This window comes from Burkholderia sp. CpTa8-5, assembly GCF_017815045.1.
Classification (GTDB): Bacteria; Pseudomonadota; Gammaproteobacteria; order Burkholderiales; family Burkholderiaceae; genus Burkholderia; species Burkholderia sola.
Genome location: NZ_JAGIQD010000005.1, coordinates 49,287 through 75,365 on the forward strand (window position 1 = coordinate 49,287; position 26,079 = coordinate 75,365).

A 26,079-nucleotide genomic window follows, 5' to 3' on the forward strand; every position below is an offset into this window, starting at 1 on the left:
ACGGCGGCCGGGCCGCCGTCCGGTGACAGGCCGTGCGGCAATTACTTCGCGTACGGTTCCGGCAGGCCGTTGCGGATCACGTAGACGGTGGTCGGCGCGCCTTTCAGGTCGCCGTTCGCGTCGAACGAATAGGTGCCCGCGACGCCCGCGTAGTTCGTCTTCGCGAGCTGCGCGATCAGCTTCGCCTTGTCGGTGGTCGTGCCGGCCTTGACCATCGCATCGGCAAGCAGCTTCATGCCGTCGTAGTAGTTGACGCCGTAGACCTGCGTATCGGTGCGATAGGCGTCGTGGTACTTCTTCAGGAATTCGCGCCCGGCCGGCGTCTTCTCGAGCGCGACGCCGCCCTGCGCGCAATAGACGATCGACGCGGCCTCGCCCGCGACCTTGCCCATGTCGGCCGAACAGATGCCGTCGCCGCCGAGCAGCTTCGCGCGCAGGCCGCGCTGCTTCATCTGCTTGGCCATCGGCGCACCCTGCGCCGCATAGCCGCCGAGGAAGATCACGTCGGGGTTAGCGGCCTTGATCTTGGTGAGAATGCCGAGGAAGTCGGTGGCCGACGAATTCGTGTATTCCTGGTCGACGATCTTGATCCCGTTCGCCTTCGCGACGTTCATGAACTGCTCGGCGACGCCCTGCCCGTACGCGGTGCGATCGTCGATCACGGCGGCGGTTTTCGCGTTCAGCGTCTTCGCGGCGAACGTGGCCATCGTGCCGCCGAGCTGCTCGTCGCTCGCGCCGATCCGGAAGATGTTCTTGAAGCCCTGCTTCGTCAGCGCCGGATTCGACGCGACCGGCAGGATCGGCACGCCGGCCGTCGAATACACGCGCGACGCCGGAATCGCGACGCCCGAGTTGTACGGGCCGAGCACGGCGACGACGCCCTTGTCGACGAGGTTCTGCGCGACCTGCACGCCGGCCTTCGGGTCGGCCTGGTCGTCTTCGGAAACCAGTTTGAAGGTCACGGTCTTCCCGCCGACCTTCACGCCGGCCTTGTTGAGCTCGTCGACCGCGAGCCGCGCGCCGTTTTCGTTGTCCTTGCCGTTGGCGGCCTGCGGGCCCGTGAGCGGCGCCGAATGGCCGATCATCACGACTTCCTGCGCATGCGCGGAAGTCAGCGCGCCGGCGGCCACGGCCACCGAGAGCGCGGTCATGAGGTGTCGCATGGTGTCTCCTGATTGGTTTTGTGTGAAACCAATGTAGGACACGCGTGGTCACATCGCAAGCAATTTCAAAATAATTATCGGGATTTTGGTCACATTGAAGACCAAACCACTCCCATCATTTTGGCGCAATGTCGCGCCGCACGCGGCGAATGTGCTGTTCGACATAGAACGCGGCCGCATCGGCATCCCCGGACACGATCGCCTCGTAGATCAACCGGTGCTCGGACACGTACAGCCGGATCCGGCCCGCGTCGTAGATGCCATCGTCCTTCAGCCGCTTCCACAGCGGCTGGTCCATCGTCTTCGCGACTTCGTCCGCGATCTTCACGATCAGCGCGTCGCCGGTCATCAGCGCGAGCTGCCGGTGGAACAGCCGGTCGCTCTCGTTCCACAACGCGCGCTGGTGCGGATCGTCGACGTCGGTGATGGTCTCCATTTGCGCGAGATAGCGCTCGGCACCGGGGTCGGCGCGGCCATGAGCGGCCGCGAGTCGCGCGATCGCGGGCTCGAGGATCAGCCGCACGTCGAGCGTCGACGTCGGACTGAAGTCGGCCTCGGACGCCGCGTGCGCGTCGCCGCGCTGTGCGAGCACGTCGAGCGGGGCCGCGACGACGTAGGTGCCCGAATTGCGCTTCGTGAACACGAGCCCTTCGTTCTGCAGCGCGCCGAGCGCCTCGCGCACGGCCGGCCGGCCGACCTGGAACAGCGACGCGAGCTCGCGCTCGGACGGCAGCCGCGATTCGGCCGCGTAGCGCCCCGCGCGGATCTCGTCGCGGATCTTTTCGGCTACCTGCTCGTAGATCTGCAGCGGCCTGAAACCGCCTTCGAGTGAGTCGGGACGCGCGGACATCATCGTGTGGCTCCTGCCCGTTCGCGGGCGTGGATCTGGAATGGGTTCGCACTATACCGGAGCGGCGCGGGCAGCGCGGCAGCGGCGAGCCTTCTGGCCAGATATTAGAACCAAAATCACCGGCACGCTTTATTTTCTGGGTTGCCGACGCGCCAGCAAGTGGTATAGATTCGATCCACACTGCCCTGTGTCACGGTACCGGCAGACCTGCGGCGGGCGCGGCATGCGTCCGCCGTCCACGCTCACTGACCGCCAAGACGTACACGATGACCGCCTTCTCCCCGATTCCCGTTTTCGATGCGGCCGACACGGCCGCGCTGCTCGCCTACCCGGCGCTGCTCGCCACGCTCAGGCAAGCGGTCGTCGAGTACGCGGCAGGCGACATCGTCAGCCCCGAACGCCTGGTCGTGCCGCTGCAACGCGGCGGCGTGATGCTGTCGATGCCGTCGAGCGCACATGATCTGGCGAGCCACAAGCTCGTGAACGTGTGCCCCGGCAACGGCGCACGCGGGCTGCCGACGATTCTCGGCCAGGTCACCGCGTACGATGCGACGACCGGCGAAATGCGCTTCGCGCTCGACGGCCCGACCGTCACCGGCCGCCGCACGGCGGCGATCACCGCGCTCGGCATCCAGGCGCTGCATGGCGACGCGCCGCGCGACATCCTGCTGATCGGCACCGGCAAGCAGGCGGCCAATCACGCGGAAGCGCTCGCCGCGATCTTTCCGGACGCGCGCCTTCACGTGCGCGGCACGAGCGCGGACGGCGCGGCCGCCTTCTGCGCCGCCCACCGCGCGCATGCGCCGCAGCTCGCGCCGCTCGACGGCGACGCGATTCCCGATGCGATCGACGTGGTCGTCACGCTGACGACGAGCCGCACGCCCGTCTATCGCGACGCCGCGCGCGAAAGCCGGCTCGTGGTCGGCGTCGGCGCGTTCACCGCGGATGCCGCGGAGATCGACGCGAACACGGTGCGGGGCAGCCGGCTCGTGGTCGACGATCCGGCCGGCGCGCGCCACGAAGCCGGCGACCTGATCGTCGCGCAAGTCGACTGGCAGTACGTCGCGTCGCTCGCCGACGTGCTGAACGGCACCTTCGCCCGCGGCGGCCCGCTGCTGTTCAAGAGCGTCGGCTGCGCCGCGTGGGATCTGGCCGCGTGCCGCACCGCGCGCGACGCACTGGCCGCGCGCCGCGCCGGCTGACCCGGCCGCGCAACCGTTCGCGCCACCGTGCGCGCCGCTCGCGCGGCATCGCATCGTCGGATTCACACCGGCGATTTCCCGTACGCGGTGTAAGAAACGCCCTACACCGCGTCGAAGCGGCCTACACGAAGTTCCAATTCGGCCGATTTCAATTTCGGCGGCGCAACACGATACTGCCGGCATGAATGCCAGCCTGTCACCCGCCGCACTCAGGGTGTTTCTCGTCGATCACGCGGTTGCCGTCCGCCAGCGGATCGCGCTGCTCGTCGGCGCGATTCGCGGCGTCGCCGTCGTGGGCGAAGCGGAAGACGGCCAGGACGCGTGGACGCATATCCGCAGCAGTCGCGCGGACGTGGTGATCGTCGACGTGCGGCTCGCGGACGGCAGCGGTCTCGACCTGATCGGGATGCTGTCGAAGGCCGCGCCGCGCATCGTCACGATCGTGCTGACGAACCACTCGGCGCCGGCATTCAGAGAGGCATGCGCGACGGCGGGAGCCGACTACTTCTTCGACAAGACCGTCGAATTCGACACCGCATGCCGTGTCATCGAATCCCTGGTGCACGCTCGCGTGCGCCGCCCCTGACGAGCCGGAGCGCCTCATGTCCACCGCCACCGCCTTCGCCGACGTATCCGTCGTACCCCGGCCGACGATTCCGCCGCGCCCGGCCGCGCGCGCCGACGCCGCCAAACACCCGGCCGCACGCTGCTCGGCCTGCGCGATGCGCTCGATGTGCCTGCCGCCGCACCTGACGCCCGCCGAATACGGCCGCCTCGACGCGATCATCTGCACGACGCGACAGGTTCGCCAGGGCGACGCGCTGTTCCGCACCGACGATCCGTTCCAGAGCATCTACGCGGTGCGCGCGGGTTCGTTCAAGACGGTGATGATGCATCGCGACGGCCGCGAGCACGTGACGGGCTTCCAGATCGCCGGCGAAACGCTCGGGATGGACGGCATCGGCAGCGGCCAGCACTGTTGCGACGCGATCGCGCTGGAGGACAGCGTGGTGTGCATCATCCCGTTCGGCGCGCTCGAAGCCGCGTGCCGCGAGATCAAGCCGATGCAGCACTTCCTCTACCAGATGCTGAGCAGCGAGATCGTCCGCGAATCGAGCCAGATGCTGTTGCTCGGCACGATGTCGGCCGAGCAGCGCGTCGCGCATTTCCTGCTGAACCTGTCGTCGCGGTTCGAGGCGCGCGGCTATTCGGCGACCGAATTCAACCTGCGGATGACGCGCGAGGAAATCGGCTGCTATCTCGGGATGAAGCTCGAAACGGTCAGCCGGATGTTCTCGCGGTTCCATCGCGACGCGCTCGTCGAAACGCGCGGCAAGCGCGTGCGCATCATCGACCCGCAAGCGCTCGCGCGAGTCTGACACGCGGCGCCGCGCTGACAGGCGCGGCGTCACCGCATCGCGTCGCCGGTCGCCGCGTCGCGCAGCGCAACCGTTGCGGCGCCTGCCTGCCACGCGAGCAGCGCCCGTTCGGCCTGCGCGAACGCGAGACGCAATGCGTCGTCCACGTCGGCCCCGACGCACGGCGGCAGCGACCGGAGCGTCGCGTCGCGCATCACCAGCTCCAGCCGCACGTCGTACCGGCGCGCGCCATCGGCCGCCGTGCGCGATTCGATCGCGAGATGGCAGCCTTCGATCCACGCGCGAAACCGTTCAAGTCGCACCAGTTGCGCGCCGGCTTCGGCCTCGACCGCAGCCGAACCGGTGAATCCGAGGCAGGCGATCTGCATGCCCACGCCCATGTCGTCTCTCCTGACGGGGCCGCCCGCTCGTCGACCGCCTTGCAAGTGCCGGCCGCCTCACGATGGGGCGGCCCGTGTTTCCCGTGGCGCGGCGCGCATTGTTCGATCGCGGCCGGCCGATTGTCTGCCCGCGCCCGACAGGCGCGGGACCGTTCAGACGTTGAAGGTCTGCGACGCCTTCATCTCGATCCACGTCATGCCGGCCCGCAACCCTTCGATCATCGCCTCGCGCTCCGTCGGATACGCGTGGCTGTGCTCGAACGTATGATGAAACCGCGCGGCGCCGGCGCCGTGCTCGACCGACACGCGGCAGCGGAATTCGCCCGATTCGCACGGGCGCGTCTCCACTTCGACCGACCAGTCGCGTTCGTGAATGTTGCCCTGCAGTGTCATGCGCCCTCCTGCGGTATCAGCCTTCGAGCCGGAAGTGCCCGCTGTGCAGCAGCACCGGCCGGCCGCCGATTTCCTCGAGCATTCGTCGTGCCATCGCCTCGATGGCCGACCGGTGCGCGTCGAATGCGCCCAGCAGATCGCGTTCGAGCAGCGACCGCGCGCCGAAATGGTCTTCCAGCGCCTCGGCCGTGACCGCGCACTGAACGCAACGCCCGTCGACCAGCGCCGAAAACGCGACGACCAGATCGCGCGCGCAATATTCCGGCGGCTCGGACGGGAAAACGATGTGCATCTGTCGGTCTGTCATCGTCGTGATGGCTCCATGACGAGAGCATAGTGGCGCGCGCGGCCGCGCGCTTGACCCACGTCAACAGGCTCGCTGCACCGCACGATCGCGGTGTAGCCGCGCGCCGCCGCTTCCTCTGCTTCAGCCGGCGTCGGGCTCGATCGCCGCGCCGCGCTGCGCGAGCAGCTCGCGCAGCACGCTGCGGTGGCAATGGTTTTCGTCGTCGCAGTAGCAGCCGATCGAGAACACAGTCGTCGCCGACAGCGCGGCCAGCAGGTCCAGCACCTTGGCCGGATCGCCATGCGCCATCTCCGCGCGGAAGTGGCGCTTGAACGCGTTCCATTCGGCGTCGGTTTCAGCGGCCTGCGCTTGCGCGACGAGCTCGGGGCTCGGCGACAACGTCGGCAACCATACATCATAGTAGTTGCGCGACGCGAATTCCGCCTTCGGTACGCCGCGCGGCGGCCGCCGCACCGTGCCGATCCGCAGGCCCTCGCCGGCCGCGCGCGGCGTGCCGAGCTGGATGATCCGGATGCCCATGTCGCTCCTCTGCTCCCCTGCATTGCGTACGATCCCGTGATCGTACCGCCGCGCCTGCCCGTGCGTCATCCGCGCCTCGCACATGACGGCCGCCCAACAAAAAACCGGCTGTTCCCGCGACGGGAAACAGCCGGTTCTTCAGCGTTGCGCGCCGGGGCGCGCCGCGTTCAGACGCCGCTCTTCAGTACCTTGCCGATCGCGTCCGCGACGATGCCGACGTTCGAGTCGTTCAGGCCCGCCACGCACATCCGGCCCGAGCGCAGGATGTATACGCCGTGCACCTCGCGCAGCGCGTCGACCTGCGTTTCGGTCAGGCCCGTGTACGTGAACATCCCGCGCTGCTTCACGTAGCGCGTGAGCGCTTCGCCGCTCACGTGGTCGCGCAGGCCGTCGTGGATCGACTGGCGCATCCGCGCGATGCGGCGGCACATCGCCGACAGCTCCTCTTCCCACTGCTTGCGCAGCGCCGGCGTGCCGAGCACGGCCGCGACGACCTTCGCGCCGTAGGTCTGCGGGTTGCTGTAGTTCGAGCGCACGGCGCCGGCCAGCTGGCCGAGCACGCGCTCGGCCGCGGCCGCGTCCTCGCAGACGACGCTCAGGCCGCCCACGCGTTCGCCGTACAGCGAGAAGTTCTTCGAGAACGAGTTCGCGACGAGCGTCGGCACGCCGCGGCGGGCCAGTTCGCGCACCGCGAACGCGTCCGCGTCGAGGCCCGCGCCGAAGCCCTGGTACGCCATGTCGACGAACGGCAGCAGCCCGCGCGCCTCGATCACGTCGATCAGCTTCTCCCACTGGCCTTCGTCGAGATCGACACCGGTCGGGTTATGGCAGCACGCGTGCAGCAGCACGATGCTGCGCGCCGGCAGCGCGTCGATCGCCGCGAGCATCGCGTCGAACTTCAGGCCGCCCGTGGCCTCGTCGTAGTACGGATACGTGTTCACCGTGAAGCCGGCGCGCTCGAAGATGAAGCGATGGTTTTCCCAGCTCGGATCGCTGAGCCACACCTGCGAATCCGGGAAATAGCGCTTCAGGAAATCGGCGCCGACCTTCAGCGCGCCCGAGCCGCCGAGCGTCTGCAGCGTCGCGATGCGGCCGGCCGCGCGGGCCGGGTGATCCGCACCGAACACCAGCGCTTGCACGGCGTCGCGGTACGCGGCCAAGCCGACCATCGGCAGGTACGGCTTCGGGCCGCTGTCGCGCTGCAGCGCGGTTTCGGCTTCGCGCACGGCGCCCAGCACCGGAATCCGGCCTTCGGCGTCGAAATAGATCCCGATGCTCAGGTTGACCTTCTGGTCGCGCGGATCTTTCTGGAAGTTCTCGTTGAGCGTCAGGATCGGGTCGCCCGGGTACGCGTCGATGTGTTCGAACATGGCTTGAATCGGTCTCGTTTGGAAGAATGGTCGGTCGTGGCCTGCGTCAGCGTGCGGACGCAGCGTCGTGCACCGCAAAGCCGGCATTCTTCTGACGGAAGCGATACCCGATCGCGAGCACCGCGAGCCATACCGGGATCAGGTACACCGACAGACGGAGATCCGGCGTCAGGTACATCACGACGAGAATGCCGGCCATGAACGCCAGGCACAGGTAATTCGTGAAAGGATAGCCCAGACTGCGGAAGGAAGTCTGCTCCCCGGCAGCACGCTTGGCCTGGCGGAACTTCAGGTGGATCACCGTGATCATCGCCCAGTTGATGATCAGCGCCGACACGACGAGGCCCATCAGCACCTCGAACGCCTTGCCCGGCATGAAGTAGTTGACCAGCACGCACACGCCGGTCGCGAGCGCCGATGCGCCGAGCGCGGCGAGCGGGATGCCGCGCTTGTTGACCGAGCACAGCACCTTCGGCGCGTTGCCCTGTTGCGCGAGGCCGAACAGCATCCGGCTGTTGCTGTACACGCCGCTGTTGTAGACCGACAGCGCGGCCGTCAGCACGACGACGTTCAGCACGTTCGCGACCAGGTTGCTGCTCAGCGCGTGGAAGATCAGCACGAACGGGCTGCCGCCGGTGACGACCTTCTGCCACGGATACAGCGACAGCAGCACGGCCAGCGCGCCGATGTAGAAAATCAGGATGCGGTAGATGACCTGGTTGGTCGCGCGCGGAATGCTGCGCTTCGGATCGTCGGCTTCGGCCGCGGTGATGCCGATCAACTCCAGCCCACCGAACGAGAACATGATCGCGGCCATCGACATCACAAGGCCGGACACGCCGTTCGGGAAGAAGCCGCCGTGCTGCCACAGGTTCGCGACACTCGCTTCGGGCCCGGCATGGCCGCTCACGAGCAGCCAACCGCCGAAGCCGATCATCCCGACGATCGCGGCGACCTTGATGATCGAGAACCAGAATTCCGTCTCGCCGTACGACTTCACGCTGGCCAGGTTCAGCAGGTTGATCGCGACGAAGAACACCAGCGCCGACACCCAGGTCGGCACGCCGGGCCACCAGTACTGCACGTAGATCCCGACGGCCGACAGCTCGGCCATGCTGACGAGGATGTACAGCACCCAGTAATTCCAGCCGGACAGGAAGCCGGTGAAGTGGCCGACGTATTTGTTCGCGAAGTAGCTGAACGAGCCGGCGACGGGCTCGTCGACGACCATCTCGCCGAGCTGGCGCATGATGAAGAACGCGACGATGCCGGCCACCGCATAGCCGAGCAGCACGGACGGGCCGGCCATCTTGATCGTCTGCGCGATGCCGAGGAACAGCCCCGTGCCGAGCGCGCCGCCGAGCGCGATCAGCTGGATGTGCCGGTTCTTCAGCCCGCGCTTCAGGCCGTCGCTCTCGTTTCCAGAAACCATGTCTTCTCCATTCTGCCCGCCTCCGCCGGAAGCGGTGCGGCGCGCCTCGGTGTGCCGGGCGCTGTTTTGCTGTGCCGGCGGCCGTTCGTGGGGGCGCCGGGTTGGGGACTGCAATTTTCGCGTGCGGCGGCAACCGATTCGCGTCAGCGCGCCGGTCAGACTGGCCGCCGACTCGCCCGCTCACGCCGCACTGCTGCGGCCGCACACGAAAATCCGGCGTCAGTTTAGCGTCGCGACCGCGAAATCGGGTTGCGTAACCCGCTCATGCAAACCCTACATTATGAGATAAGATTGCATCCGGGAGACGAATGAGGAAACAAAAATGCCTGACCCGGTTCTCGATCGTATCGATCGTCAGTTGCTGTCGGTGCTGCAGGAGAACGGCCGCGCGTCGAACCTCGATCTGGCAAAGGCCGTGGGGCTGTCGCCCGCGCAGACGCTGCGACGTCACCGCCGGCTGGAGGAGATCGGCGCGATCCGCCGCTACGAAACCCGGCTGTGCCCCGACACGCTCGGTTTCGGTGTGACCGCATTCGTGCACGTGACGATGGAGCGCGGGCATATCCGCGACCTGTCGAAGTTCCAGAAGCTCGTGTCGGATCTTGCGCAGATCCAGGAGTGCTTCTCGGTGACGGGCGACATCGACTACGTGTTGAAGGTCGTCGCGCACGATCTGAAGGGCTTGTCGCGGTTCCTGCTCGAGACGCTGATGCGCATTCCCGGCGTGAGCGGCGTGCATTCGAGCGTGTGCCTCGACGAGATCAAGTGCACGAGTGCGATGCCGGTCGAGGGCTGACCTTCACACGTGGATTCTCGGCGGCGCCATTCGCGCGCCCGGCATCCGCAGCACGTGGTCGCCCCGAATAGGCTCGAATCCCTCGTCGGCCTATTCCCACCTCGCGTAGCACACCTCGCAGCTCATCCGCATTGCATCGAGCGCTACGATCTCATGTTCGTATGCGCGCGGCCCGCTACGAGCCACGGGCGGATTCAATCAAAATTTCGAATACGTCCGATGGACAATAATCGCCCTTCTGGCGACCCTAGAGCATTCCTCAAGAACTCAGCTTGATCCTTGAGAATCCATGTAAAGGGGTGCTGACGGATGACCAATTTTTTCGACAAAAAACCGTACGACTTCGACATTGACGACAGTGAGAATTGGGTTTTGGTACATTCCGGCGCCATCACCAATACCAACCCCGGCTCAATGGTGTATGTGTCAATCAACACGACTCCCATATGCTCGAATATGAGTAACAGAGAATTCCGAAAGCTGATCATGAAGGCTCGTGATGCAGCAATCTCTCTAATACTACAGCGCATTGAGGGCGTCACAGCTTGGGACAAGGCTGAACAAGCGCGGGCTCGACTCTACTTCGGCCGCTCCGACAATGATGTCAGATCAGTCCTTGCCGCTGGCTTGCCTAGACTACTTAATGCGATGCGGGAGCTCGTGCCGGAGAAGATCGTTCGATGGGACGACTCCATGAACAGACGTCTTACCTGCAGTGTAGTGCCCGACAGCGGTAACAACATCGCAGGGGTATGCAAGCCGGACTCTGAGAAACGGATCATCGCCATCTATTCAAAATTCTGCACAATTTCAAACGGAGACCTATGGACGGCATCAAAGGTTAAAACACTGATCCATGAATGCACGCACTATGTCGACACATTCAATTCCGACGACATCATATATTCCGACACAGAATCAGGGCTAAGGGCTTTTGCAGAAAGCAATGCCGACGTCGCCATTAGAAATGCGGACAGTATTACGGGATACATCGCAACCTTCGACAAGAGAATCATGGAATGAGAGTCCATATCAAAGCCGTATTTTCCGGTATCTCACGGGTGATTGCACTGTCGGCATGCGCCGGCATCTTTCCAGCGCATGCATGCACGATTGGGGAATCGGTGCGAATCCCGTTACCGCTCAACAGCGTCGACGTGACCAATGCTGACAGGCTGAAAATCGCAAATGCTGTAATCGAGGCGCGAAAATGGCCGGATGCAGAAATTCAGGCCGTTGTCATATCCGGTGCATATACGACGGAACGGAACCGCGAGCGCCTGAAGACCGAGCGAGCCAAGATCGCGAGCGAATATCTGAAGCAACTTGGAATCAGGAACGAACACATCATCATCGACAAAAAAACTTTCACCGATGCCATGGTGCGGAACAGCGACGGAACACTAACCCTGTACCAGATCGACATCGAGCTAACCCCCCTTTGCCGAGGCGGGTGTCAAAGGCTTTGCGACGACCCGCGCGTTACGCCCCGAAGCAAGGCGATTCTGTGAGGGGCAATGACGATTTGTCGGCTGCGCGCGTACGTACACGGCGTCCGAACGGGGCCATCTTGGCGTTTGCTCACCGCACCGCCTCGAACGCACTGATCAACAACGCCCCGCAAGCAATCACCGTGCACCCTGCCGCCCGGCGCGGCGTCAGCCGCTCACCGAGATACACGCGCGCGATCAGCGCCGCGAACACCACGCTCGTCTCCCGCAGCGCCGACACGGGCCCCATCGGCGCACGGTCCATCGCCCAGATCACGATGCCGTACGCGAGCGCCGCGAACACGCCGCCGCAGGCAGCCTTCGCGGTTTCGCCGACCGCCTGCGTCAACCGCAGCGGCCCCGCCCGCAGCCGGTAGTACACGGCCATCAGTGCGCCCGTCAGCACGAACATCCACGCGGTATAGCCGACCGTGCTGCCGCTCTCGCGCACACCGATCCCGTCGACCACGCTGTACGCGGCGATCGACACGCCAGTCGCAAACGCGGTCGGCAGCACCTGCATCATCCGGTGTTTCGCGCCGCGCCCGCGATCCAGCCCGATCGCCAGGATGCCCGCGCAGATCAGCAGCAGCCCGCCTTGCGCACCGACGTTCAGGTGCTCGCCCGCGAACGCCGCCGCGCCGAGCGTGACGAGCAGCGGCGCCGTGCCGCGCGCGACCGGGTACGCGACGCTCAGGTCGCCGTGCTCGTACGCACGGACGAGCAGCAGCGTATAGACGACGTGGATCACGGCCGACGCGACGACGCAGAGCCAGCTCGCCGGCGCGATCGGCGCGGCAGCCGGCAGGAACAGCAGCGCGAACAGCCCGATCGCGATCTGCAGCACCGTGGCCGAGCGCAGCCGGTCGCCGCTGCTGCGCACCAGCGCATTCCATGACGCATGCAGGAATGCCGCGCACAGAACGGCAAACAGAACGGGGATCGGCACGCTGAAACCTCGCTGACGGGTCGGAGGCCGCGCGGTGCGCGGCAGGCGTCCATCGTATGAATGCGTCACCGGATTGTCAAAAAAGCGACGCACGGCGCGCCGTCAACGATCCGGCCGCCGGCTCTCCATCGCCCGCCCCGCATCGCTTGCGCCGCAAGCAGCCGCCAAGCCGCGACATGTGACGCGAGATTGCGGGCGGTCCGCCCCTTTCCGTTCTCTTTCGCCTCGCGCCGCACCGTAATGAAACCGATACCGGAGCGCAACCGTCACGAAAACACTCCGTCCCCATATTTTCATACGCGGCTGTTCCAATGCGCGTGCTCCCTCACGAGCTTCGCGCCGAACCGACACGGCGACGGGGCCGTTCTCCACCATCGAAGACCTTACCCTGGAGTTTCCCGATGTTCCGTCAAGCCTTGCTCGTCACCGCCTGCGCAGCCGCAGCGCTGGCGCTGTTCGCCTGTGGCGGCAGCGACGATTCCACGCCGACGCCCGCCGTGTCGTCGCAGGATGCGCTGCAGACCGCCACGCCGATCAAGCACGTCGTCGTGATCTACGGCGAAAACATCTCGTTCGACCACTACTTCGGCACCTATCCGAACGCGACGAACCCGTCGGGCGAACCGGCGTTCACCGCGAAGTCCGGCACGCCGACGTCCAACGGCCTGACGGGCACGCTGCTCACCGCGAACCCGAACTTCACGAACACGGCCAACGGCACCGACGCGGCGAACCCGTTCCGTCTCGACCGCACGCAGGCCGCGACCGCTGACCAGAACCACGCGTACACGGCCGAACAGCAGGCCGAGGACAACGGTCTTGCGGATCTATTCCCGAAATACACCGGCAAGGGCTCGTCCGGCGGCGCCGGCGCATTCGGCACGAAGGGCCAGGTGATGGGCTACTTCGACGGCAACACGGTGACCGCGCTGTGGAACTACGCACAGCGCTTCGCGATGAGCGACAACACGTTCACGACGGTCTACGGCCCGTCGACGCCGGGCGCGCTGAACGTCGTCGCGGGGCAGACCAACGGCATGCAGATCGTCAAGACGTCGAAGCAGCCGTCGACGCTCGCCGCCAGCTCGTACTACATCAATGACGGCCAGGGCGGCCTCACGATGATCAACGACGTCGACCCGGGCTTCGACGTGTGTTCGAGCACGACCGACCAGGCGATGATGACCGGCAAGAACATCGGCGACCTGCTGAACGCCGCGAAGATCACGTGGGGCGGCTTCATGGGCGGCTTCAACCTGTCGACGACGAACGGCAACGGCACGACGGGCTGCGCGCGCAGCACGGTCGCGACCGCCGTGAATGCCGCGACGGCCGACTACATCCCGCACCACAACTGGTTCCAGTACTACGCGTCGACCGCGAACCCGCAACACACGCGCCCGAGTTCGATCGCGGCGATCGGCTCGAGCGTCGAGACCGACGGCAAGACGGCCGAACCGGCGAACCACCAGTACGACACGGACGACTTCTTCGCCGCCGTGAAGGCTGGCAACTTCCCGTCGGTCAGCTACCTGAAGGCGCCGGCCGCGCAGGACGGGCACGCGGGCTACTCGGATCCGCTCGACGAGCAGGCGTTCGTGACGAAGGTCGTCAACTTCCTGCAGCAGCAGCCGGACTGGCAGAACACGGCCGTGATCGTCACCTATGACGACTCGGACGGCTGGTACGACCACGTGTACACGCCGCCGACGCACGCGTCGTCGGACCCGGTCGACCAGCTCAACGGCGCCGGCAAGTGCGGCACGGGCGGCACCACCGGCGTGAACGGCGCGACCGTGAACGGCCGCTGCGGCCCGGGCGTGCGCATTCCGCTCGTCGTGATCTCGCCGTACGCGAAGCAGAACTACGTCGATCACACGATGCTCGACCAGGCGTCCGTCGTGCGCTTCATCGAGGACAACTGGCTCGGCGGCCAGCGTATCGGCGGCGGTTCGTTCGATGCGACGGCCGGCGACCTGCGCAACCTGTTCGACTTCACGTCGAAGCCGAACACGACGCCGCTGTATCTCGACCCGACGCTCGGCACCGCATTGAGCGCGGCCCCGGCGATCTGACCGTCACGGCCTGACCGCATGGCCGGCGCATCACGCGCCGGCCGTTTCCATTTCAACGCGTCGCTTCGTGCGACGCCCGTTTTTTCGACCGACAGCATGACAGCTCGCCCCGCGTTTCCGTCTCCCGATGCCGCCGGCACGCCCGCGCCGCGCGCTCGCTCCCGCCTGCTGCGCCGCGCGGCGTTCGCGCTCGGCGCGGCCGTGCTCGGCTATGGCGCGTTCGCCGTCGCGTTTCCCGCGCGGGTGCCGACGGCGATCGGCACCGTGGTCGCCGACTGGACCGGCGCGAACCCGCATCCGGTCGTGCTGCAGCGGCCCGCCGCGCAGCCGCTGTCGGCGGTCGCGCAGCTCGGGCGCGCGCTGTTCAACGATCCGTCGCTGTCGGCGTCGGGCAAGCAGTCGTGCGCGTCGTGCCACAGCCCCGATCATGCGTACGGCCCGCCGAATGCACTCGACGTGCAGCCGGGCGGCCTCGCGATGACGCAGCAGGGCTATCGTCCGCCGCCGTCGCTGATGTACCTGTACCGCCAGCCGAACTTCAGCATCGGCCCCGATGCCGGCGAGAACGACGCGGCGCCCAGCGTCGCGCAGCAGGCGACGGCGGCGGCCGGCGTCGTCAAGGCGCAGAAGGTGGCCGGTACGTCGGCCGCGCCGCAACTCGTGCCGCAAGGCGGGATGTTCTGGGACGGCCGCGCCGATACATTGCAACAGCAGGCGTTCGGCCCGCTGTTGAATCCGGTCGAGATGGCGAACGCGAGCGTCGACGATGTCGCCCGCAAGCTCGCGCAGTCGTCGCATCGCGCGCAGTTCGAGCAGTTGTTCGGGCCGCGCGTGTTCTCCGCCCCGCAGCTCGCGGTGTCGGAGGCGATGTTCGCGATCGCGCGCTATCAGGTCGAGGATCCGTCGTTCCATCCGTACGACAGCAAGTACGACCGCTGGCTCGAAGGCCGCGCGCGCCTCACGCAGGCCGAACTGCGCGGGCTGCGCCTGTTCAACGATCCGGACAAGGCGAATTGCGCGGGCTGCCACCTGTCGAAACCCGGCAAGGACGGGCTGCCGCCGATGTTTACCGATTACCAGTACGAGGCGCTCGGCGCGCCGCGCAACCGGGCGCTCGCGCAGAACCGCAACCCGGCGTTCTACGATCTCGGCGTGTGCGGGCCGTTCCGCGACGACCTGAAGGACCAGACGCAGTATTGCGGGATGTTCCTGACGCCGACGCTGCGCAATTCGGCGACGCGCCACGTGTTCTTCCACAACGGCGTGTTCCACACGCTCGATCAGGTGATGGCGTTCTACAACGAGCGCAGCATTTCGCCGCAGAAGTTCTATTCGCGTGGTGCGGACGGCAAGGTCGACGAATACGACGACATCCCGCCGAAATATCGCGCGAACGTCGACGTGACGGACGCGCCGTTCGATCGCAAGCCGGGCGACAAGCCTGCGATGACGGCGCAGGACATCAAGGATATCGAAGCGTTTCTCGGCACGCTGACGGACGCGCCCGCGCAGCACTGAGCGCCGGCCGCGCGCCGCGCCGCATCAGCAGCGCGCGCGGATGCACAGGAATGCCGGCGCCAGCGACAGCTCCGCATGAAGCCGTTCGGATACGGCTTTCATCTCCGGCAGCGGCCTCGGTTCGACGAAGCGGTCGAGCCGCCAGCCGCCGTCGGCGACCGCGTTCAGGATGTCGGCGAGCGGCCGCCGCCACGCTTCGACGTACGGCCTCGGTTCGCCGAACCCCGACCAGTGAAAACCGAAGCGCGACGTGTCGAAGTACGTGCCGTCGCCGCGCGTGCGTTCGTCCATCCAGTCGCGCATCGGATGCGCCATCGAGAACACGAGCGTTCCTCCCGGACGCGCGACGCGCCGGAATTCGCGCAGCGTCGGCGCGAGATCGCCCACGTAGTCGAGCGCGAGCGAGCACAGCACCTTGTCGACCGACGCATCGGGCAGCCACGCGAGCGGCGCTTCGAGATCGCCTTCCCTGACGTCGACCGGCAGGCCCGCGCAGCGCGTTCGCGCGAGCGCAACCATCTCCGGCGTCACGTCGAACGCATGCACGGTCGCGCCGCGACCGGCGAGATGCGCGCTGCAGATGCCGGGCCCGCAGCCGGCGTCGAGCACCGTGAGGCCGTCGACGTCGCCGAGCAGCGCCATCGTTGCCGGACGCTCGTAAAGGGCGTTGTGCGCCTTCGTCGGCGCGAGATCCGCATAGCGTTGCGCGAAGCTCGCGTACGCGCGGCGGCCGGGCGGTTCGTTCGGTTCGGTCATGCGGCATCCGTCGGTCGACACTGGGCAGGCCGATTCTGCCCGATCGGACGACGAATGGCGACTGCCGTCACGCTTGCGTCAGGACAGGCTGTCGAGCAAGCGATACCAGGCGACGCCGGCCGCGATATAGAAGCGCTGCAGCCCGTGCAACGGGATCGGCCGGATCGGCGTGACCCGGAACGGCAGCGGCAGTTGCGCATCGCCCGACAGATGCGCGGCCAGATGCTTGCCGAGCGTCGTCGCCATCGCGATGCCGCGGCCGTTGTAGCCGAGCGCGATCGTCACGCCCGGCGCGGGCTCGTGCACGTGCGGCAGGAAATCCGCGGTGATCGCGACGCGCCCCGCCCAGCGGTAGTCGAACCGGACACCCTTCAGTTGCGGATACAACAGCGTCGTCGCGCGTTCGAGATGGCGCCAGTCGCTCGGCGCGCGCGGGTCGGCGAACGGGCCTCGGCCGCCCATCAACAGGCGCCCGGCCGCGTCGCGGCGGAAGTACAGCAGCAGACGCCGCGCATCCGATGCGACCTCGCCGCCGGCGAGGATGTCGCGACCGAGCGCTGGCGCGAGCGGTTCCGTCGCGACGATGAAGCTGTTCGCGGCGATCACCGACTGACGCAAGCCGGGCCACAGCCCGTCCGTGTAGCCGTTGGTCGCGATCACGACGCGCTCGGCCGACAGCGTCGCGCCGCCGGACGTCGCGATCCGCCAGCGGCCGTCGGCGCGCGTCAGTCCGACGGCGCGGGTCAAGCCGTGCACGACAGCCCCGCTCGCCTGCACGGCGCGCACGAGGCCGCGCGTATAGCTGAGCGGCTGCACGCTGCCGGCGCGGCGATCGATCCAGCCGCCCGCATACGCCGGCGTGCCGAGCCGCCGCGCGACGTCGTCGCGGCTGAGCACGTCGACCGGCGCGCCGCGCGCCGCCCATTGCTGCGCACGGCGTGCGACCGTGTCGAGCATCGCGGCGGTCGGCGCCGGCTGGATCCAGCCGGCCCGACGCGCATCGCAGTCGATTCCGTGCCGCGCGATCAGGTCGAACACGGTATCGGCCGCACCGCCGACGATGCCGGCAAGCTGCTCGCCGGCCTCGTCGCCGAATCGGCGGACCAGTTCGTCCGGGTCGTATTTCAGCCCGGGAATCACCTGCCCGCCGTTACGGCCCGATGCGCCCCAGCCCGGCTGCGCGCCGTCGATCACGCGGACGTTCACACCGCGTTCGGCCAGGTGAAGTGCGGTCGACAGGCCCGTGAAGCCGGCGCCGACGATCGCCACGTCGCACGACACGGACGTGTCGAGCGCGGGCGTATCGGTCGCCGGCGCGGCGGTCGCTGCCCACAGCGAATCGGGCCATCCGGGTGCCGCGTGCGTTGCGCTCATGTTCGATCCGGGTGGTCGGCGCCGTCCGACGCCAGCAGGCGGCGCAGGAATTCCTGCGTGCGGGGATGGGCCGGCTGCGTGAGCACGTCGCGCGCCGGCCCGCTTTCGCAGATGGTGCCGTCGTGCAGGAAGCACACGCGATCGGCCACCTCGCGGGCGAATGCCATTTCGTGCGTGACGACCACCATGGTCATCCCGTCGCGCGCGAGCCCGCGCATCACGCCGAGCACTTCGCCGACGAGCTCGGGGTCGAGCGCCGACGTCGGCTCGTCGAACAGGATCGCCTGCGGCGCCATCGCGAGCGCGCGTGCGATCGCGACGCGCTGCTGCTGGCCGCCCGACAGTTCCGACGGATACGCATTCATCCGGTGCGAGAGCCCGACCTTGTCGAGCAGCGCGCGGGCCTGCTCGCGCGCTTGCGCGGCCGGCATGCGCCGCACGTGCACAGGCCCTTCCATCACGTTCTCGAGCGCCGTGCGGTGCGCGAACAGGTTGAAACGCTGGAACACCATGCCGACCCGCATCCGCAGTTCGTGGATCCGTTTCGAATGCGCGTCGACCTTCACGCCGTCGATCGTGATCGACCCTTCGTCGTACGTCTCGAAGCCGTTGATACAGCGCAGCACGGTCGACTTGCCGGAACCGGACGGCCCGATCAGGCACACGACTTCGCCCGCCTGCACGTCGAGGCTCACGCCCTTCAGCACCGCGTGCTGCTGAAACCGCTTGTGTATCGAATCGATCCGGATCATGCGCCCCTCCTCAGTGCGAGCCGCTTGCCGAGCCGGTTCACGCCGAACATCAGCGGCAGGCCGAGCGCGAGATACAGCAGCGCGACGAGCGTGTAGACGCTCATGTTCTGGAACGTCGACGACGCGATCAACTGGCCCGCGCGCGTGATTTCCGCGACCGTGATCGTCGACGCGACCGACGAATCCTTCAGCAGCATCACCAGCGTGTTGCCGTACGGCGGCAGCGCGATGCGGAACGCCTGCGGCAGCACCACGCGCCGCATGATCATCGGGCCGCGCATGCCGATCGCGTGCGCGGCTTCGATCTGGCCGCGGTCGATCGCCTCGATGCCCGCGCGGAAGTTCTCGGCCTGATATGCCGAATACGCGATGCCGAGGCCGAGCACGCCGGCCTGGAACGCCGATAGTTGTATGCCGAGATCAGGTAGCACGAAGTACATGTAGAACAACTGCACGATGATCGGCAGCCCGCGGATCACGTTGACGATCGTGCTGCCGGCGGTCGACACGGCACGATTGCGCGACACCTTCAGCAGCGCGAGGATCAGCCCGAGCACCGAGCTGAGCACGAACGCGCAAGCGGTGATCTCGATCGTGACCACCGCGCCCTTCAGCAGGATCGGCAGGAAATCGATCGCGTTCTGAAAAAACATGAGATCTCCTATGCGACGTCCGGACGGCGCGCCGCGATGGATGCCCGCGACGCGCGGGCGATACCGGTCGGGAAGCGAATGCCGACGCTCAGCTCATGTGCCACTTCTGCAGGATCTGCTGCAGCGTGCCGTCGGTCTTCATCTTGCGGATCGCGCCGTTGAGCTGTTCGAGCGTCGCGGTGTCGCCCTTGCGCACGATGAAGCACACCTGCCCCTTCACGACGCTCTGGTATTCGGGCACGAGCCGCACCTGGCGATTGACGCCGTGCTCGATCTGGTACGCGACGATCGGCTGGTCGGCGAAACCGGCCTTGATGCGCCCGAGCGCGACGTCGCGCATGATGTCGGCGATCGAATCGTAGGTCCGGACTTCCTTGAAGATGCCCTTCTTGTTGAGCGCATCGACGAACGCCGTGCCGACCTGCGCGCCGACCACCTGGTCCTTGAAATCGTCCATCGACGTATAGCGGCCCGGATCGTCGGCCTTCACGATCAGGCCTTCGCCGAACGAGTAGACGGTGTCGGAGAAATCGACGACCTGCTGGCGCGCGGGCGTCTTCAGCATCGCGGCCGAAATGATGTCGATCTTCTGCGTGGTGAGCGACGGGATCAGCGCGGAAAACACGGTCTGCTGCACGTCGACGCGAAACCCGGCCGACTTCCCGGCTGCCGTGATCGCATCGACCATCATCCCCTGGATCGAATTGCTCTTGACGTCGAGAAACGTGAACGGCACGCCGGTGGCCGTCGCGCCGACCTTCAGCGTGGGCTCGGCCGCAACGGCGCCCGCCGATGCCGTGGAGAGTGCGATACAGATGGCGAAACCGGCGGCCAGTGCGCCGAACCGCTTGATGAACGGAACCATGGTGACTCCTTCTCGAATAATCCGGGCGCCGGCCGGTCGCTGATCGACACTGCGACGATGACTTGATCTTAAAACGAATCAAAAACATCGCAAACAGATTTTTGCGTATCGATATTCGATACGATATGATGCGATATCGAATCGATCCCGCCCCTCGCCATGGATACGTCACCCGACCAAGCAAACGATCTGCTGTTCAACCAGTCGCTGGAAAAAGGGCTGAACGTGCTGCGTGCGTTCAGCGCGAAGCGGCGCACGATGACGCTGGCGGAAGTGGCCGACGCGGCGGGGATGACGAAAAGCTCCGCGCAGCGGATGGTCTATACGCTCGAGAAGCTCGGCTACATCCGCAAGCATCCGGTCACGCGGCGCTACCAGCTCACGCCGCACGTGATGCGGATCGGCTTCAACTATCTGGCGGCCGATACGTTGATCGACGTCGCGAATCCGTTCCTGTCCGAGCTCACGAACCTGACCGGCGAAACCACCAACCTCACCGAGCCGGACGAGGATGAAATGGTGTACGTCGCGCGCTTCGTGTCGACGAAGTTCGTGCCGATCCACATGCCGATCGGCAGCCGTATCCCGATGTACTGCACCGGCTCCGGGCGCGCGTTCCTGAGCGCGTTGCCGCCGGACGATGCGCGTGTGCGGCTCGACGGCATGGCGCGCACGCCGCATACGCCGCGCACGGTCACGGCGCTCGACGATCTCGTCGCGCTGCTCGACAGCGCACGGCGCGAAGGTTATGCGACCAACCAGGAAGAACTGTTCATCGGCGACATGTCGATCGCGGCGCCTGTGCTCGGCAGCCAGGGGCAGCCGGTCGCGGCCGTGCACGTGGTCGCGCCGACAAGCCGCTGGACGTTCGACGACGCGCGTCGCAAGCTCGCGCCGGCGGTGATCGACTGTGCGCGCGGAATCAGCAATTCGATTCGGACGCTTGAATAGCGGCGGCGAAATGGCATACGGCGCGCCGTTGCATCGCGCAACGACGTTCGATCGCTACTGCGGCTTCGGCGGATGCTCGACCCGGTAGGTACGGTTCGGGCGCGATACGAATTGCTTCGCCGCAGCGTCCAGTGCCTTGCCGTGATACAGATCGATGCACTTCAGGAAGTCGAACTTCACATCCCGGACTTCGGATTCGACAATCGGATTCCGATAGTCGCGCGCCAGATACTTCGCGACCAGCGCGTGAATCACGTCCGGCGCATGCTCCATGTCGTAGTAGGTCCAGTCGCGCAACGCGCTGGCGCTGCTGCCGATGTCCGTGCTCGCGCCGGGCTCGTGCTTATAAGCGGTAGCCAGGCACTCCGCAAGCACCATGTCCTTGAAGTTCTGGAGGTAAGTCCGTGAGCCTGCTTCAGGCGACTGCTGTGCGACGTCCTTCGCCACGACCATCGCCGGTTGAAACGCGATGCACGCCAACGCGGCAGCGATCCAGATTCGCCTCATGACAGGCTCCAAAATTTGCGCGATCGGTACGATACCGCGCACCCGGTTCGTTGAAGTAACTTGGCCGCGCCCCTGGATAGTCGCCTCCATCGCCATCCGCAGTCGTGCCGCGATGATCGGATCCAACCCCGACGCGGAAAAGTATTGCCGACTGTCGCCGACAGCCTCTTCGTCCATCCCCTGGTTTTCCCCGATCCTGTTCGCCTTGACTCGGCTCCGCCGATCGACAAAACTTCGCACATCGCCTGTGTGATCACAGATCGCAGATCAAACCCAGGAGCCACGCCTTGCCGCCCCGTATCGTCCCGCCCGCACTGAAAGCCATCGAACAGGAAACGATGGCCGACAAGGTCTACCAGCAACTGCGCGAAGCACTGATGAGCGGCCGCTTCGCGCCCGGCCAGGCGCTGAGCCTGCGCAGCGTGGCCGAGGCGGTCGGCTCGTCGACGATGCCCGTGCGCGCCGCGCTCACGCGGCTGCGCGCCGAACGCGCGCTGGTAGACGGCCCGAATCGCGCGCTCGTCGTCCCGCCGATGACGCTCGACATGCTCGACGAACTGCGCGACGTGCGGATCGCGCTCGAAGGCTGCATCGCCGAGCGTGCGTGCGAGCGGATGACCGACGCGCAGATCGCGGCCGTGCGCAAGACCTGCGAGACGATGCAGGCACACGTCGAGGCCGGCCGCTCGCGCGCCTACCTGCAAAGCAATTTCGCGTTCCACAGCGCGATCTACGCGCATGGCGCCAGCGAAAACACGCTCGCGATCGTCGAGAACCAGTGGATGCGCGTCGGCCCGTTCCTCAACATGGTCGCGCTCGACATCCCGCACATGCGGCGCTCGATGGATGCGCACCGCGCGATCGTCGATGCGCTTGAACGTCGCGACGGCGCGGGCGTGCGGGCCGGCATCGCGCTCGACATCGGCGGCGCCGCGCACGATCTCGCCGAGACGCTGCGGGCCGAACAGACGCCGCGGACCGTGAACGCGAAGCCGTAGCGGCCGCTTGCGACGGCCGCCCGACACGCGAGCGGCCGCCATCCCACGACATCAACGATGGAGACAACCCGGCATGACAGCTTCCGACCTGCTGAAACCCTATGACGGCCTGCGCGTCCTCGTGACGGGCGGCGCGTCGGGCATCGGTCTCGAAATCGCCGACGCGTTCGCCGAATGCGGCGCGCGCGTGCACGTGTGCGACGCGTCGCAAGCCGCGATCGCGGCGCTCGCCGACCGGCCGCCGCACGCCGCGGCCGGCGCGATCAGCGCGACGCTGGCCGACGTATCCGACCCGGCCGCCGTCGAGCGCGTGTTCGCCGACGTGTCGACGCGGCTCGGCGGCCTCGACGTGCTGGTCAACAACGCGGGCATCGCCGGCCCGACCGGCGGCATCGACGAAATCGACCCCGTGCAGTGGGAGCAGACCGTCGCGATCAACCTGAACGCGCAATTCCAGTTCGCGCGCCGCGCGGTGCCGCTGCTGCGCGAATCGAAACACGGTGGCGCGATCATCGCGCTGTCGTCGGTCGCCGGCCGGCTCGGCTACGCGTTCCGCACGCCGTATGCGGCGACCAAATGGGCGGTGGTCGGCCTCGTGAAAAGCCTCGCGATCGAACTGGGGCCGCTCGGCATCCGCGTGAACGCGATCCAGCCCGGCATCGTGCGCGGTCCGCGGATGCGCCGCGTGATCGACGCGCGCGCGCAGCAGCTCGGCATCGGCTACGACGAAATGGAAAAGCGCTATCTCGAGAAGATCTCGCTGCGGCGCATGACCGATCCGTCCGAAATCGCCGCGACCGCGCTGTTCCTGTGCTCGCCGGGCGGGCACGGGATCACCGGGCAGGCGATCTCCGTCTGCGGCAACGTCGAAGTGCTCTGACGCGTCCTGCATCGTTCATCGAAAGGAATCCATCCGTGGCCAACGCTCGCAAAGTCATCATCACCTGTGCGCCGACCGGCGCGATCCATACGCCGTCGATGTCGCCGTATCTGCCCGTGACGCCGCACGAAATCGAAACGGCCGCGGTCGCGGCCGCGCAGGCCGGCGCGGCGATCCTGCATCTGCACGCACGCAACCCGTCCGACGGCAAACCGACGCAGGATCCGTCCGCGTTCGCCGAGTTCCTGCCGCGCATCAAGGCGCAGACCGACGCGGTGATCAACCTCACGTCGGGCGGCAGCCCGCACATGACGGTCGACGAACGGCTGCAGCCGGCGCTGCATTTCCAGCCCGAGGTCGCGTCGCTGAACATGGGCTCGATGAACTTCGGGCTGTATCCGATGCTCGAGCGCTTTACCGAGCTGAAGCATCCGTGGGAGCGCGAACATCTCGAGAAAAGCCGCGATCTCGTGTTCAAGAACACGTTCGCGGACATCGAGACGATCCTCACGCGCTGCGGCGCGAACGGCACGCGGTTCGAATTCGAGTGTTACGACATCTCGCACTTGTACAACCTCGCGCACTTCGTCGACCGCGGGCTCGCGAAGCCGCCGTTTTTCGTGCAAAGCGTGTTCGGCCTGCTCGGCGGGATCGGCGCGCATCCGGAGGACCTGATGCACATGCGCCGCACGGCCGACCGCCTGTTCGGCGGCGATTACGTGTGGTCGATCCTCGGCGCCGGGCGCAACCAGATTCCGCTCGCGACGATCGGCGCCGCGCAAGGCGCGAACGTGCGCGTCGGGCTCGAGGATTCGTTGTGGATCGCGCCCGGCAAGCTCGCGGAATCGAGCGCCGCGCAAGTCCTGAAAATGCGTCAGGTGCTCGAAGGCCTGTCGCTCGAGATCGCGACGCCGGCCGAGGCGCGCGCGATGCTCGCGCTCAAGGGCGGCGACGCGGTGAATTTCTGATCGCCGGGTCCCGCCCTCAACACGAGCATCCGCAAGCGCAGTGACAAGGCGCCGGCCCGAGCCGGCCGGCGCCAGGACGCCCTTGATCGCCCCGCTCCGTTCGAGCGCCGCCGGCGCGGCTCCGTCGACTGCCCATCCGCTGCCTTGCCGCAGCGGCATTTGCCGAACGCGGCGCGCCGTGCTTGCCGTGCGCGCCGGTTCGCCCCTTACCGGAGTCGTCCGCATGTCCACTCATCACGCTCAGGCCTTGTCGTCCGCCGCGACCGACGCGAACGCGTCGCTGAACCGGCTGCTGTTCCGCAAACTCATGCCGCTGCTGATCGCCGCGTATGTGATCAGTTTTCTCGACCGCACCAACATCGCGTTCGCCAAACATTCGATGGGCGTCGATCTCGGCATTTCATCGGCCGCGTACGGGCTCGGCGCGGGGCTGTTCTTTCTCACCTACGCGCTCTTCGAGATTCCGAGCAACCTGATCATGCATCGCGTCGGCGCGCGCTTCTGGATCACGCGGATCATGATCACGTGGGGCGCGCTGTCGGTCGCGATGGCGTTCGTGAGCGGCGAGACGTCGTTCTACGTGATGCGGCTGCTGCTCGGCGTGGCCGAAGCCGGCCTGTTTCCCGGCGTGATGCTGTATCTGACGTACTGGTTCGGCCGCGAGGAGCGTGCGCGTGCGACCGGCTATTTCCTGCTCGGCGTGTGCATCGCGAATATCGTCGGCGGGCCGCTGGCCGGCGCGCTGATCGAGCTCGACGGCACGCTCGGCTTCCACGGCTGGCAATGGCTGTTCGTCGTCGAAGGCATTCCGGCGATCCTGCTCGCGTTCGTCGTGTGGACGCGATTGCCGGATCGGCCGAGCGCCGCGCCGTGGCTCTCCGCGGAAACCGGCCGCGCGCTCGAGCGCAAGCTGGCCGTCGAGCAGGACGCAGGCGTCGCCGCGCACGGCGGCCATGCGTTCGGCGCCGCACTGCGCGATCCGCAGATCTGGCTCGCGATCTTCGTGTACTTCTGCCATCAGTTGACCATCTACACGGTGATCTTCTTCCTGCCGGGGATCATCGGCGCGTCGGGGCGCCTGTCGCCGGTCGCGGTCGGGTTGCTGACGTCGCTGCCCTGGCTCGCCGCCGCGCTCGGCGCAGGCACGTTGCCGCGCTTCGCCCGCGAATCGCGTCATTCGCGGCGGATGCTGTGTGCGGGGCTGGTGATCATGGCGGCCGGGATGGTCGGCGCCGCGCATGCATCGCCGTTGGCGGGGCTGCTCTGCGTGTGCGTGGCCGCGTCGATGTTCTTCGTCGTGCAGTCGATCGTGTTCACGTTTCCGGCGTCGCGGCTCGCGGGCAGTGCGCTGGCCGGCGGGCTCGGGCTCGTGAATACCTGCGGTTTGCTCGGCGGCTTCGTCGGGCCGACCGTCGTCGGCGCGATCGAACAGACGACCGGCAATGCGAAGAACGGGCTGACGCTGCTCGCGGCCGCGCTCGTCGTCGCGGCGTTCGCGAGCCTCGCGTTGCGTCACGGGCACGAGCGCGCCGACGTGCGGTCGCGCGGCTGA

Annotated in this window: 28 protein-coding genes; 13 read left to right on the forward strand and 15 right to left on the reverse strand. The window is 66.8% G+C overall.

Annotation, left to right across the window (positions count from 1 at the left end; genetic code table 11):
- Positions 1–41: 41 nt before the first annotated feature.
- Together J8I35_RS10040 and J8I35_RS10045 are read right to left on the reverse strand one after the other, a co-directional pair.
- Positions 42–1,163, reverse strand: coding sequence for a branched-chain amino acid ABC transporter substrate-binding protein (locus J8I35_RS10040; RefSeq protein ID WP_209925201.1), 1,122 nt, complete (start codon positions 1,161–1,163; stop codon positions 42–44).
- Positions 1,164–1,278: 115 nt separating this feature from the next.
- Positions 1,279–2,016 (reverse strand): GntR family transcriptional regulator, encoded by a 738-nt coding sequence (locus J8I35_RS10045; protein ID WP_209925203.1) that lies wholly within the window; start codon positions 2,014–2,016, stop codon positions 1,279–1,281.
- Positions 2,017–2,279: 263 nt separating this feature from the next.
- Here J8I35_RS10045 and lhpI point away from each other — a divergent pair, with 263 nt between their 5' ends.
- The 3 genes from lhpI to J8I35_RS10060 all read left to right on the forward strand — a co-directional run bounded on the left by lhpI (position 2,280) and on the right by J8I35_RS10060 (position 4,594).
- Positions 2,280–3,215 carry a bifunctional Delta(1)-pyrroline-2-carboxylate/Delta(1)-piperideine-2-carboxylate reductase gene (gene lhpI / locus J8I35_RS10050; RefSeq protein ID WP_209925205.1) on the forward strand — a complete coding sequence of 312 codons (936 nt, stop codon included), beginning with the start codon at positions 2,280–2,282 and terminating at the stop codon, positions 3,213–3,215.
- A 181-nt stretch (positions 3,216–3,396) separates the two neighbouring features.
- Complete coding sequence (locus J8I35_RS10055) at positions 3,397–3,801, forward strand: response regulator transcription factor (RefSeq protein WP_050011030.1); 405 nt, start codon at positions 3,397–3,399, stop codon at positions 3,799–3,801.
- A 16-nt stretch (positions 3,802–3,817) separates the two neighbouring features.
- Positions 3,818–4,594 carry a helix-turn-helix domain-containing protein gene (locus J8I35_RS10060; protein WP_089489355.1) on the forward strand — a complete coding sequence of 259 codons (777 nt, stop codon included), beginning with the start codon at positions 3,818–3,820 and terminating at the stop codon, positions 4,592–4,594.
- A gap of 29 nt (positions 4,595–4,623) precedes the next feature.
- On the opposite strand, the gene J8I35_RS10065 is transcribed toward J8I35_RS10060, so the two are convergent.
- The 6 genes from J8I35_RS10065 to J8I35_RS10090 all read right to left on the reverse strand — a co-directional run bounded on the left by J8I35_RS10065 (position 4,624) and on the right by J8I35_RS10090 (position 8,995).
- Positions 4,624–4,974 carry a hypothetical protein gene (locus J8I35_RS10065; RefSeq protein ID WP_050011028.1) on the reverse strand — a complete coding sequence of 117 codons (351 nt, stop codon included), beginning with the start codon at positions 4,972–4,974 and terminating at the stop codon, positions 4,624–4,626.
- A 153-nt stretch (positions 4,975–5,127) separates the two neighbouring features.
- Positions 5,128–5,367: a hypothetical protein gene (locus J8I35_RS10070; protein ID WP_006479066.1), complete on the reverse strand. Its 240-nt coding sequence runs from the start codon at positions 5,365–5,367 to the stop codon at positions 5,128–5,130.
- Between the two features lie 16 nt (positions 5,368–5,383).
- Positions 5,384–5,674: a DUF1488 domain-containing protein gene (locus J8I35_RS10075; protein WP_209925207.1), complete on the reverse strand. Its 291-nt coding sequence runs from the start codon at positions 5,672–5,674 to the stop codon at positions 5,384–5,386.
- A 120-nt stretch (positions 5,675–5,794) separates the two neighbouring features.
- Entirely contained in the window at positions 5,795–6,193 is a 399-nt protein-coding gene (locus J8I35_RS10080; RefSeq protein WP_209925209.1) for a DUF488 family protein, read from the reverse strand.
- 167 nt (positions 6,194–6,360) lie between these two features.
- Positions 6,361–7,563, reverse strand: coding sequence for an amino acid aminotransferase (locus tag J8I35_RS10085; protein ID WP_124554254.1), 1,203 nt, complete (start codon positions 7,561–7,563; stop codon positions 6,361–6,363).
- Between the two features lie 46 nt (positions 7,564–7,609).
- Positions 7,610–8,995 (reverse strand): amino acid permease, encoded by a 1,386-nt coding sequence (locus J8I35_RS10090; protein ID WP_209925211.1) that lies wholly within the window; start codon positions 8,993–8,995, stop codon positions 7,610–7,612.
- A 322-nt stretch (positions 8,996–9,317) separates the two neighbouring features.
- Here J8I35_RS10090 and J8I35_RS10095 point away from each other — a divergent pair, with 322 nt between their 5' ends.
- The 3 genes from J8I35_RS10095 to J8I35_RS10105 all read left to right on the forward strand — a co-directional run bounded on the left by J8I35_RS10095 (position 9,318) and on the right by J8I35_RS10105 (position 11,302).
- Positions 9,318–9,791: an Lrp/AsnC family transcriptional regulator gene (locus J8I35_RS10095; RefSeq protein ID WP_050011023.1), complete on the forward strand. Its 474-nt coding sequence runs from the start codon at positions 9,318–9,320 to the stop codon at positions 9,789–9,791.
- Between the two features lie 309 nt (positions 9,792–10,100).
- The gene (locus J8I35_RS10100) at positions 10,101–10,814 is read left to right on the forward strand and encodes a M35 family metallo-endopeptidase (RefSeq protein ID WP_124554253.1); all 714 of its coding nucleotides are present in this window, start codon (positions 10,101–10,103) and stop codon (positions 10,812–10,814) included.
- Positions 10,811–11,302 carry a hypothetical protein gene (locus J8I35_RS10105; protein ID WP_063772871.1) on the forward strand — a complete coding sequence of 164 codons (492 nt, stop codon included), beginning with the start codon at positions 10,811–10,813 and terminating at the stop codon, positions 11,300–11,302. Before J8I35_RS10100 ends, J8I35_RS10105 begins: the two co-directional genes overlap by 4 nt.
- A gap of 70 nt (positions 11,303–11,372) precedes the next feature.
- Here J8I35_RS10105 and J8I35_RS10110 read toward each other — a convergent pair whose 3' ends face one another.
- Complete coding sequence (locus tag J8I35_RS10110; RefSeq protein WP_209925213.1) at positions 11,373–12,230, reverse strand: EamA family transporter; 858 nt, start codon at positions 12,228–12,230, stop codon at positions 11,373–11,375.
- A 401-nt stretch (positions 12,231–12,631) separates the two neighbouring features.
- Here J8I35_RS10110 and J8I35_RS10115 point away from each other — a divergent pair, with 401 nt between their 5' ends.
- Together J8I35_RS10115 and J8I35_RS10120 are read left to right on the forward strand one after the other, a co-directional pair.
- Positions 12,632–14,305, forward strand: a complete 1,674-nt coding sequence (locus J8I35_RS10115; protein WP_209925215.1) for an alkaline phosphatase family protein — start codon at positions 12,632–12,634, stop codon at positions 14,303–14,305.
- 96 nt (positions 14,306–14,401) lie between these two features.
- On the forward strand, positions 14,402–15,823 hold the full coding sequence (locus J8I35_RS10120) for a cytochrome c peroxidase (protein ID WP_209925217.1): 1,422 nt from the start codon (positions 14,402–14,404) through the stop codon (positions 15,821–15,823).
- 24 nt (positions 15,824–15,847) lie between these two features.
- Here the strand turns inward: J8I35_RS10120 and J8I35_RS10125 are convergent, their stop codons facing one another.
- The 5 genes from J8I35_RS10125 to J8I35_RS10145 form a co-directional block, all read right to left on the reverse strand.
- Entirely contained in the window at positions 15,848–16,579 is a 732-nt protein-coding gene (locus tag J8I35_RS10125) for a class I SAM-dependent methyltransferase (RefSeq protein WP_209925219.1), read from the reverse strand.
- A gap of 78 nt (positions 16,580–16,657) precedes the next feature.
- Complete coding sequence (locus J8I35_RS10130) at positions 16,658–17,953, reverse strand: FAD-binding oxidoreductase (protein WP_209925220.1); 1,296 nt, start codon at positions 17,951–17,953, stop codon at positions 16,658–16,660.
- The gene (locus tag J8I35_RS10135) at positions 17,950–18,705 is read right to left on the reverse strand and encodes an amino acid ABC transporter ATP-binding protein (RefSeq protein ID WP_050011017.1); all 756 of its coding nucleotides are present in this window, start codon (positions 18,703–18,705) and stop codon (positions 17,950–17,952) included. Before J8I35_RS10135 ends, J8I35_RS10130 begins: the two co-directional genes overlap by 4 nt.
- Positions 18,702–19,358, reverse strand: a complete 657-nt coding sequence (locus J8I35_RS10140) for an amino acid ABC transporter permease (protein WP_050011016.1) — start codon at positions 19,356–19,358, stop codon at positions 18,702–18,704. Before J8I35_RS10140 ends, J8I35_RS10135 begins: the two co-directional genes overlap by 4 nt.
- Positions 19,359–19,446: 88 nt before the next feature.
- Positions 19,447–20,223: an ABC transporter substrate-binding protein gene (locus J8I35_RS10145; protein ID WP_089489349.1), complete on the reverse strand. Its 777-nt coding sequence runs from the start codon at positions 20,221–20,223 to the stop codon at positions 19,447–19,449.
- Between the two features lie 159 nt (positions 20,224–20,382).
- Between J8I35_RS10145 and J8I35_RS10150 the strand changes: the two genes are divergently transcribed.
- Positions 20,383–21,174, forward strand: coding sequence for an IclR family transcriptional regulator (locus J8I35_RS10150; RefSeq protein ID WP_175977248.1), 792 nt, complete (start codon positions 20,383–20,385; stop codon positions 21,172–21,174).
- A 54-nt stretch (positions 21,175–21,228) separates the two neighbouring features.
- On the opposite strand, the gene J8I35_RS10155 is transcribed toward J8I35_RS10150, so the two are convergent.
- Positions 21,229–21,681: a type VI secretion system amidase immunity protein Tai4 gene (locus J8I35_RS10155; protein ID WP_209925451.1), complete on the reverse strand. Its 453-nt coding sequence runs from the start codon at positions 21,679–21,681 to the stop codon at positions 21,229–21,231.
- 287 nt (positions 21,682–21,968) lie between these two features.
- Between J8I35_RS10155 and J8I35_RS10160 the strand changes: the two genes are divergently transcribed.
- The 4 genes from J8I35_RS10160 to J8I35_RS10175 all read left to right on the forward strand — a co-directional run bounded on the left by J8I35_RS10160 (position 21,969) and on the right by J8I35_RS10175 (position 26,079).
- Positions 21,969–22,679, forward strand: a complete 711-nt coding sequence (locus J8I35_RS10160) for a GntR family transcriptional regulator (protein ID WP_209925222.1) — start codon at positions 21,969–21,971, stop codon at positions 22,677–22,679.
- A 73-nt stretch (positions 22,680–22,752) separates the two neighbouring features.
- Positions 22,753–23,559 (forward strand): SDR family oxidoreductase, encoded by an 807-nt coding sequence (locus tag J8I35_RS10165; RefSeq protein WP_124554243.1) that lies wholly within the window; start codon positions 22,753–22,755, stop codon positions 23,557–23,559.
- A gap of 35 nt (positions 23,560–23,594) precedes the next feature.
- Positions 23,595–24,527: a 3-keto-5-aminohexanoate cleavage protein gene (locus J8I35_RS10170; protein ID WP_124630254.1), complete on the forward strand. Its 933-nt coding sequence runs from the start codon at positions 23,595–23,597 to the stop codon at positions 24,525–24,527.
- Positions 24,528–24,750: 223 nt separating this feature from the next.
- A complete protein-coding gene (locus J8I35_RS10175) occupies positions 24,751–26,079 on the forward strand; it encodes an MFS transporter (protein WP_209925224.1) in 1,329 nt (442 codons plus the stop codon).

What these genes read in the sequence shown, in the direction of transcription:
- J8I35_RS10165 (WP_124554243.1), top strand. Translation starts at nt 22,753, where the DNA reads ATGACAGCTTCCGACCTGCTGAAACCCTATGACGGCCTGCGCGTCCTC.
- J8I35_RS10080 (WP_209925209.1), bottom strand. Translation starts at nt 6,193, where the DNA reads ATGGGCATCCGGATCATCCAGCTCGGCACGCCGCGCGCGGCCGGCGAG.
- J8I35_RS10125 (WP_209925219.1), bottom strand. Translation starts at nt 16,579, where the DNA reads ATGACCGAACCGAACGAACCGCCCGGCCGCCGCGCGTACGCGAGCTTC.
- J8I35_RS10120 (WP_209925217.1), top strand. Translation starts at nt 14,402, where the DNA reads ATGACAGCTCGCCCCGCGTTTCCGTCTCCCGATGCCGCCGGCACGCCC.
- J8I35_RS10105 (WP_063772871.1), top strand. Translation starts at nt 10,811, where the DNA reads ATGAGAGTCCATATCAAAGCCGTATTTTCCGGTATCTCACGGGTGATT.
- J8I35_RS10040 (WP_209925201.1), bottom strand. Translation starts at nt 1,163, where the DNA reads ATGCGACACCTCATGACCGCGCTCTCGGTGGCCGTGGCCGCCGGCGCG.
- J8I35_RS10065 (WP_050011028.1), bottom strand. Translation starts at nt 4,974, where the DNA reads ATGGGCGTGGGCATGCAGATCGCCTGCCTCGGATTCACCGGTTCGGCT.
- J8I35_RS10150 (WP_175977248.1), top strand. Translation starts at nt 20,383, where the DNA reads ATGGATACGTCACCCGACCAAGCAAACGATCTGCTGTTCAACCAGTCG.
- J8I35_RS10055 (WP_050011030.1), top strand. Translation starts at nt 3,397, where the DNA reads ATGAATGCCAGCCTGTCACCCGCCGCACTCAGGGTGTTTCTCGTCGAT.
- J8I35_RS10070 (WP_006479066.1), bottom strand. Translation starts at nt 5,367, where the DNA reads ATGACACTGCAGGGCAACATTCACGAACGCGACTGGTCGGTCGAAGTG.
- J8I35_RS10095 (WP_050011023.1), top strand. Translation starts at nt 9,318, where the DNA reads ATGCCTGACCCGGTTCTCGATCGTATCGATCGTCAGTTGCTGTCGGTG.
- J8I35_RS10135 (WP_050011017.1), bottom strand. Translation starts at nt 18,705, where the DNA reads ATGATCCGGATCGATTCGATACACAAGCGGTTTCAGCAGCACGCGGTG.
- J8I35_RS10100 (WP_124554253.1), top strand. Translation starts at nt 10,101, where the DNA reads ATGACCAATTTTTTCGACAAAAAACCGTACGACTTCGACATTGACGAC.
- J8I35_RS10075 (WP_209925207.1), bottom strand. Translation starts at nt 5,674, where the DNA reads ATGACAGACCGACAGATGCACATCGTTTTCCCGTCCGAGCCGCCGGAA.
- J8I35_RS10090 (WP_209925211.1), bottom strand. Translation starts at nt 8,995, where the DNA reads ATGGTTTCTGGAAACGAGAGCGACGGCCTGAAGCGCGGGCTGAAGAAC.
- lhpI (WP_209925205.1), top strand. Translation starts at nt 2,280, where the DNA reads ATGACCGCCTTCTCCCCGATTCCCGTTTTCGATGCGGCCGACACGGCC.
- J8I35_RS10175 (WP_209925224.1), top strand. Translation starts at nt 24,751, where the DNA reads ATGTCCACTCATCACGCTCAGGCCTTGTCGTCCGCCGCGACCGACGCG.
- J8I35_RS10045 (WP_209925203.1), bottom strand. Translation starts at nt 2,016, where the DNA reads ATGATGTCCGCGCGTCCCGACTCACTCGAAGGCGGTTTCAGGCCGCTG.
- J8I35_RS10115 (WP_209925215.1), top strand. Translation starts at nt 12,632, where the DNA reads ATGTTCCGTCAAGCCTTGCTCGTCACCGCCTGCGCAGCCGCAGCGCTG.
- J8I35_RS10140 (WP_050011016.1), bottom strand. Translation starts at nt 19,358, where the DNA reads ATGTTTTTTCAGAACGCGATCGATTTCCTGCCGATCCTGCTGAAGGGC.
- J8I35_RS10130 (WP_209925220.1), bottom strand. Translation starts at nt 17,953, where the DNA reads ATGAGCGCAACGCACGCGGCACCCGGATGGCCCGATTCGCTGTGGGCA.
- J8I35_RS10145 (WP_089489349.1), bottom strand. Translation starts at nt 20,223, where the DNA reads ATGGTTCCGTTCATCAAGCGGTTCGGCGCACTGGCCGCCGGTTTCGCC.
- J8I35_RS10155 (WP_209925451.1), bottom strand. Translation starts at nt 21,681, where the DNA reads ATGAGGCGAATCTGGATCGCTGCCGCGTTGGCGTGCATCGCGTTTCAA.
- J8I35_RS10085 (WP_124554254.1), bottom strand. Translation starts at nt 7,563, where the DNA reads ATGTTCGAACACATCGACGCGTACCCGGGCGACCCGATCCTGACGCTC.
- J8I35_RS10060 (WP_089489355.1), top strand. Translation starts at nt 3,818, where the DNA reads ATGTCCACCGCCACCGCCTTCGCCGACGTATCCGTCGTACCCCGGCCG.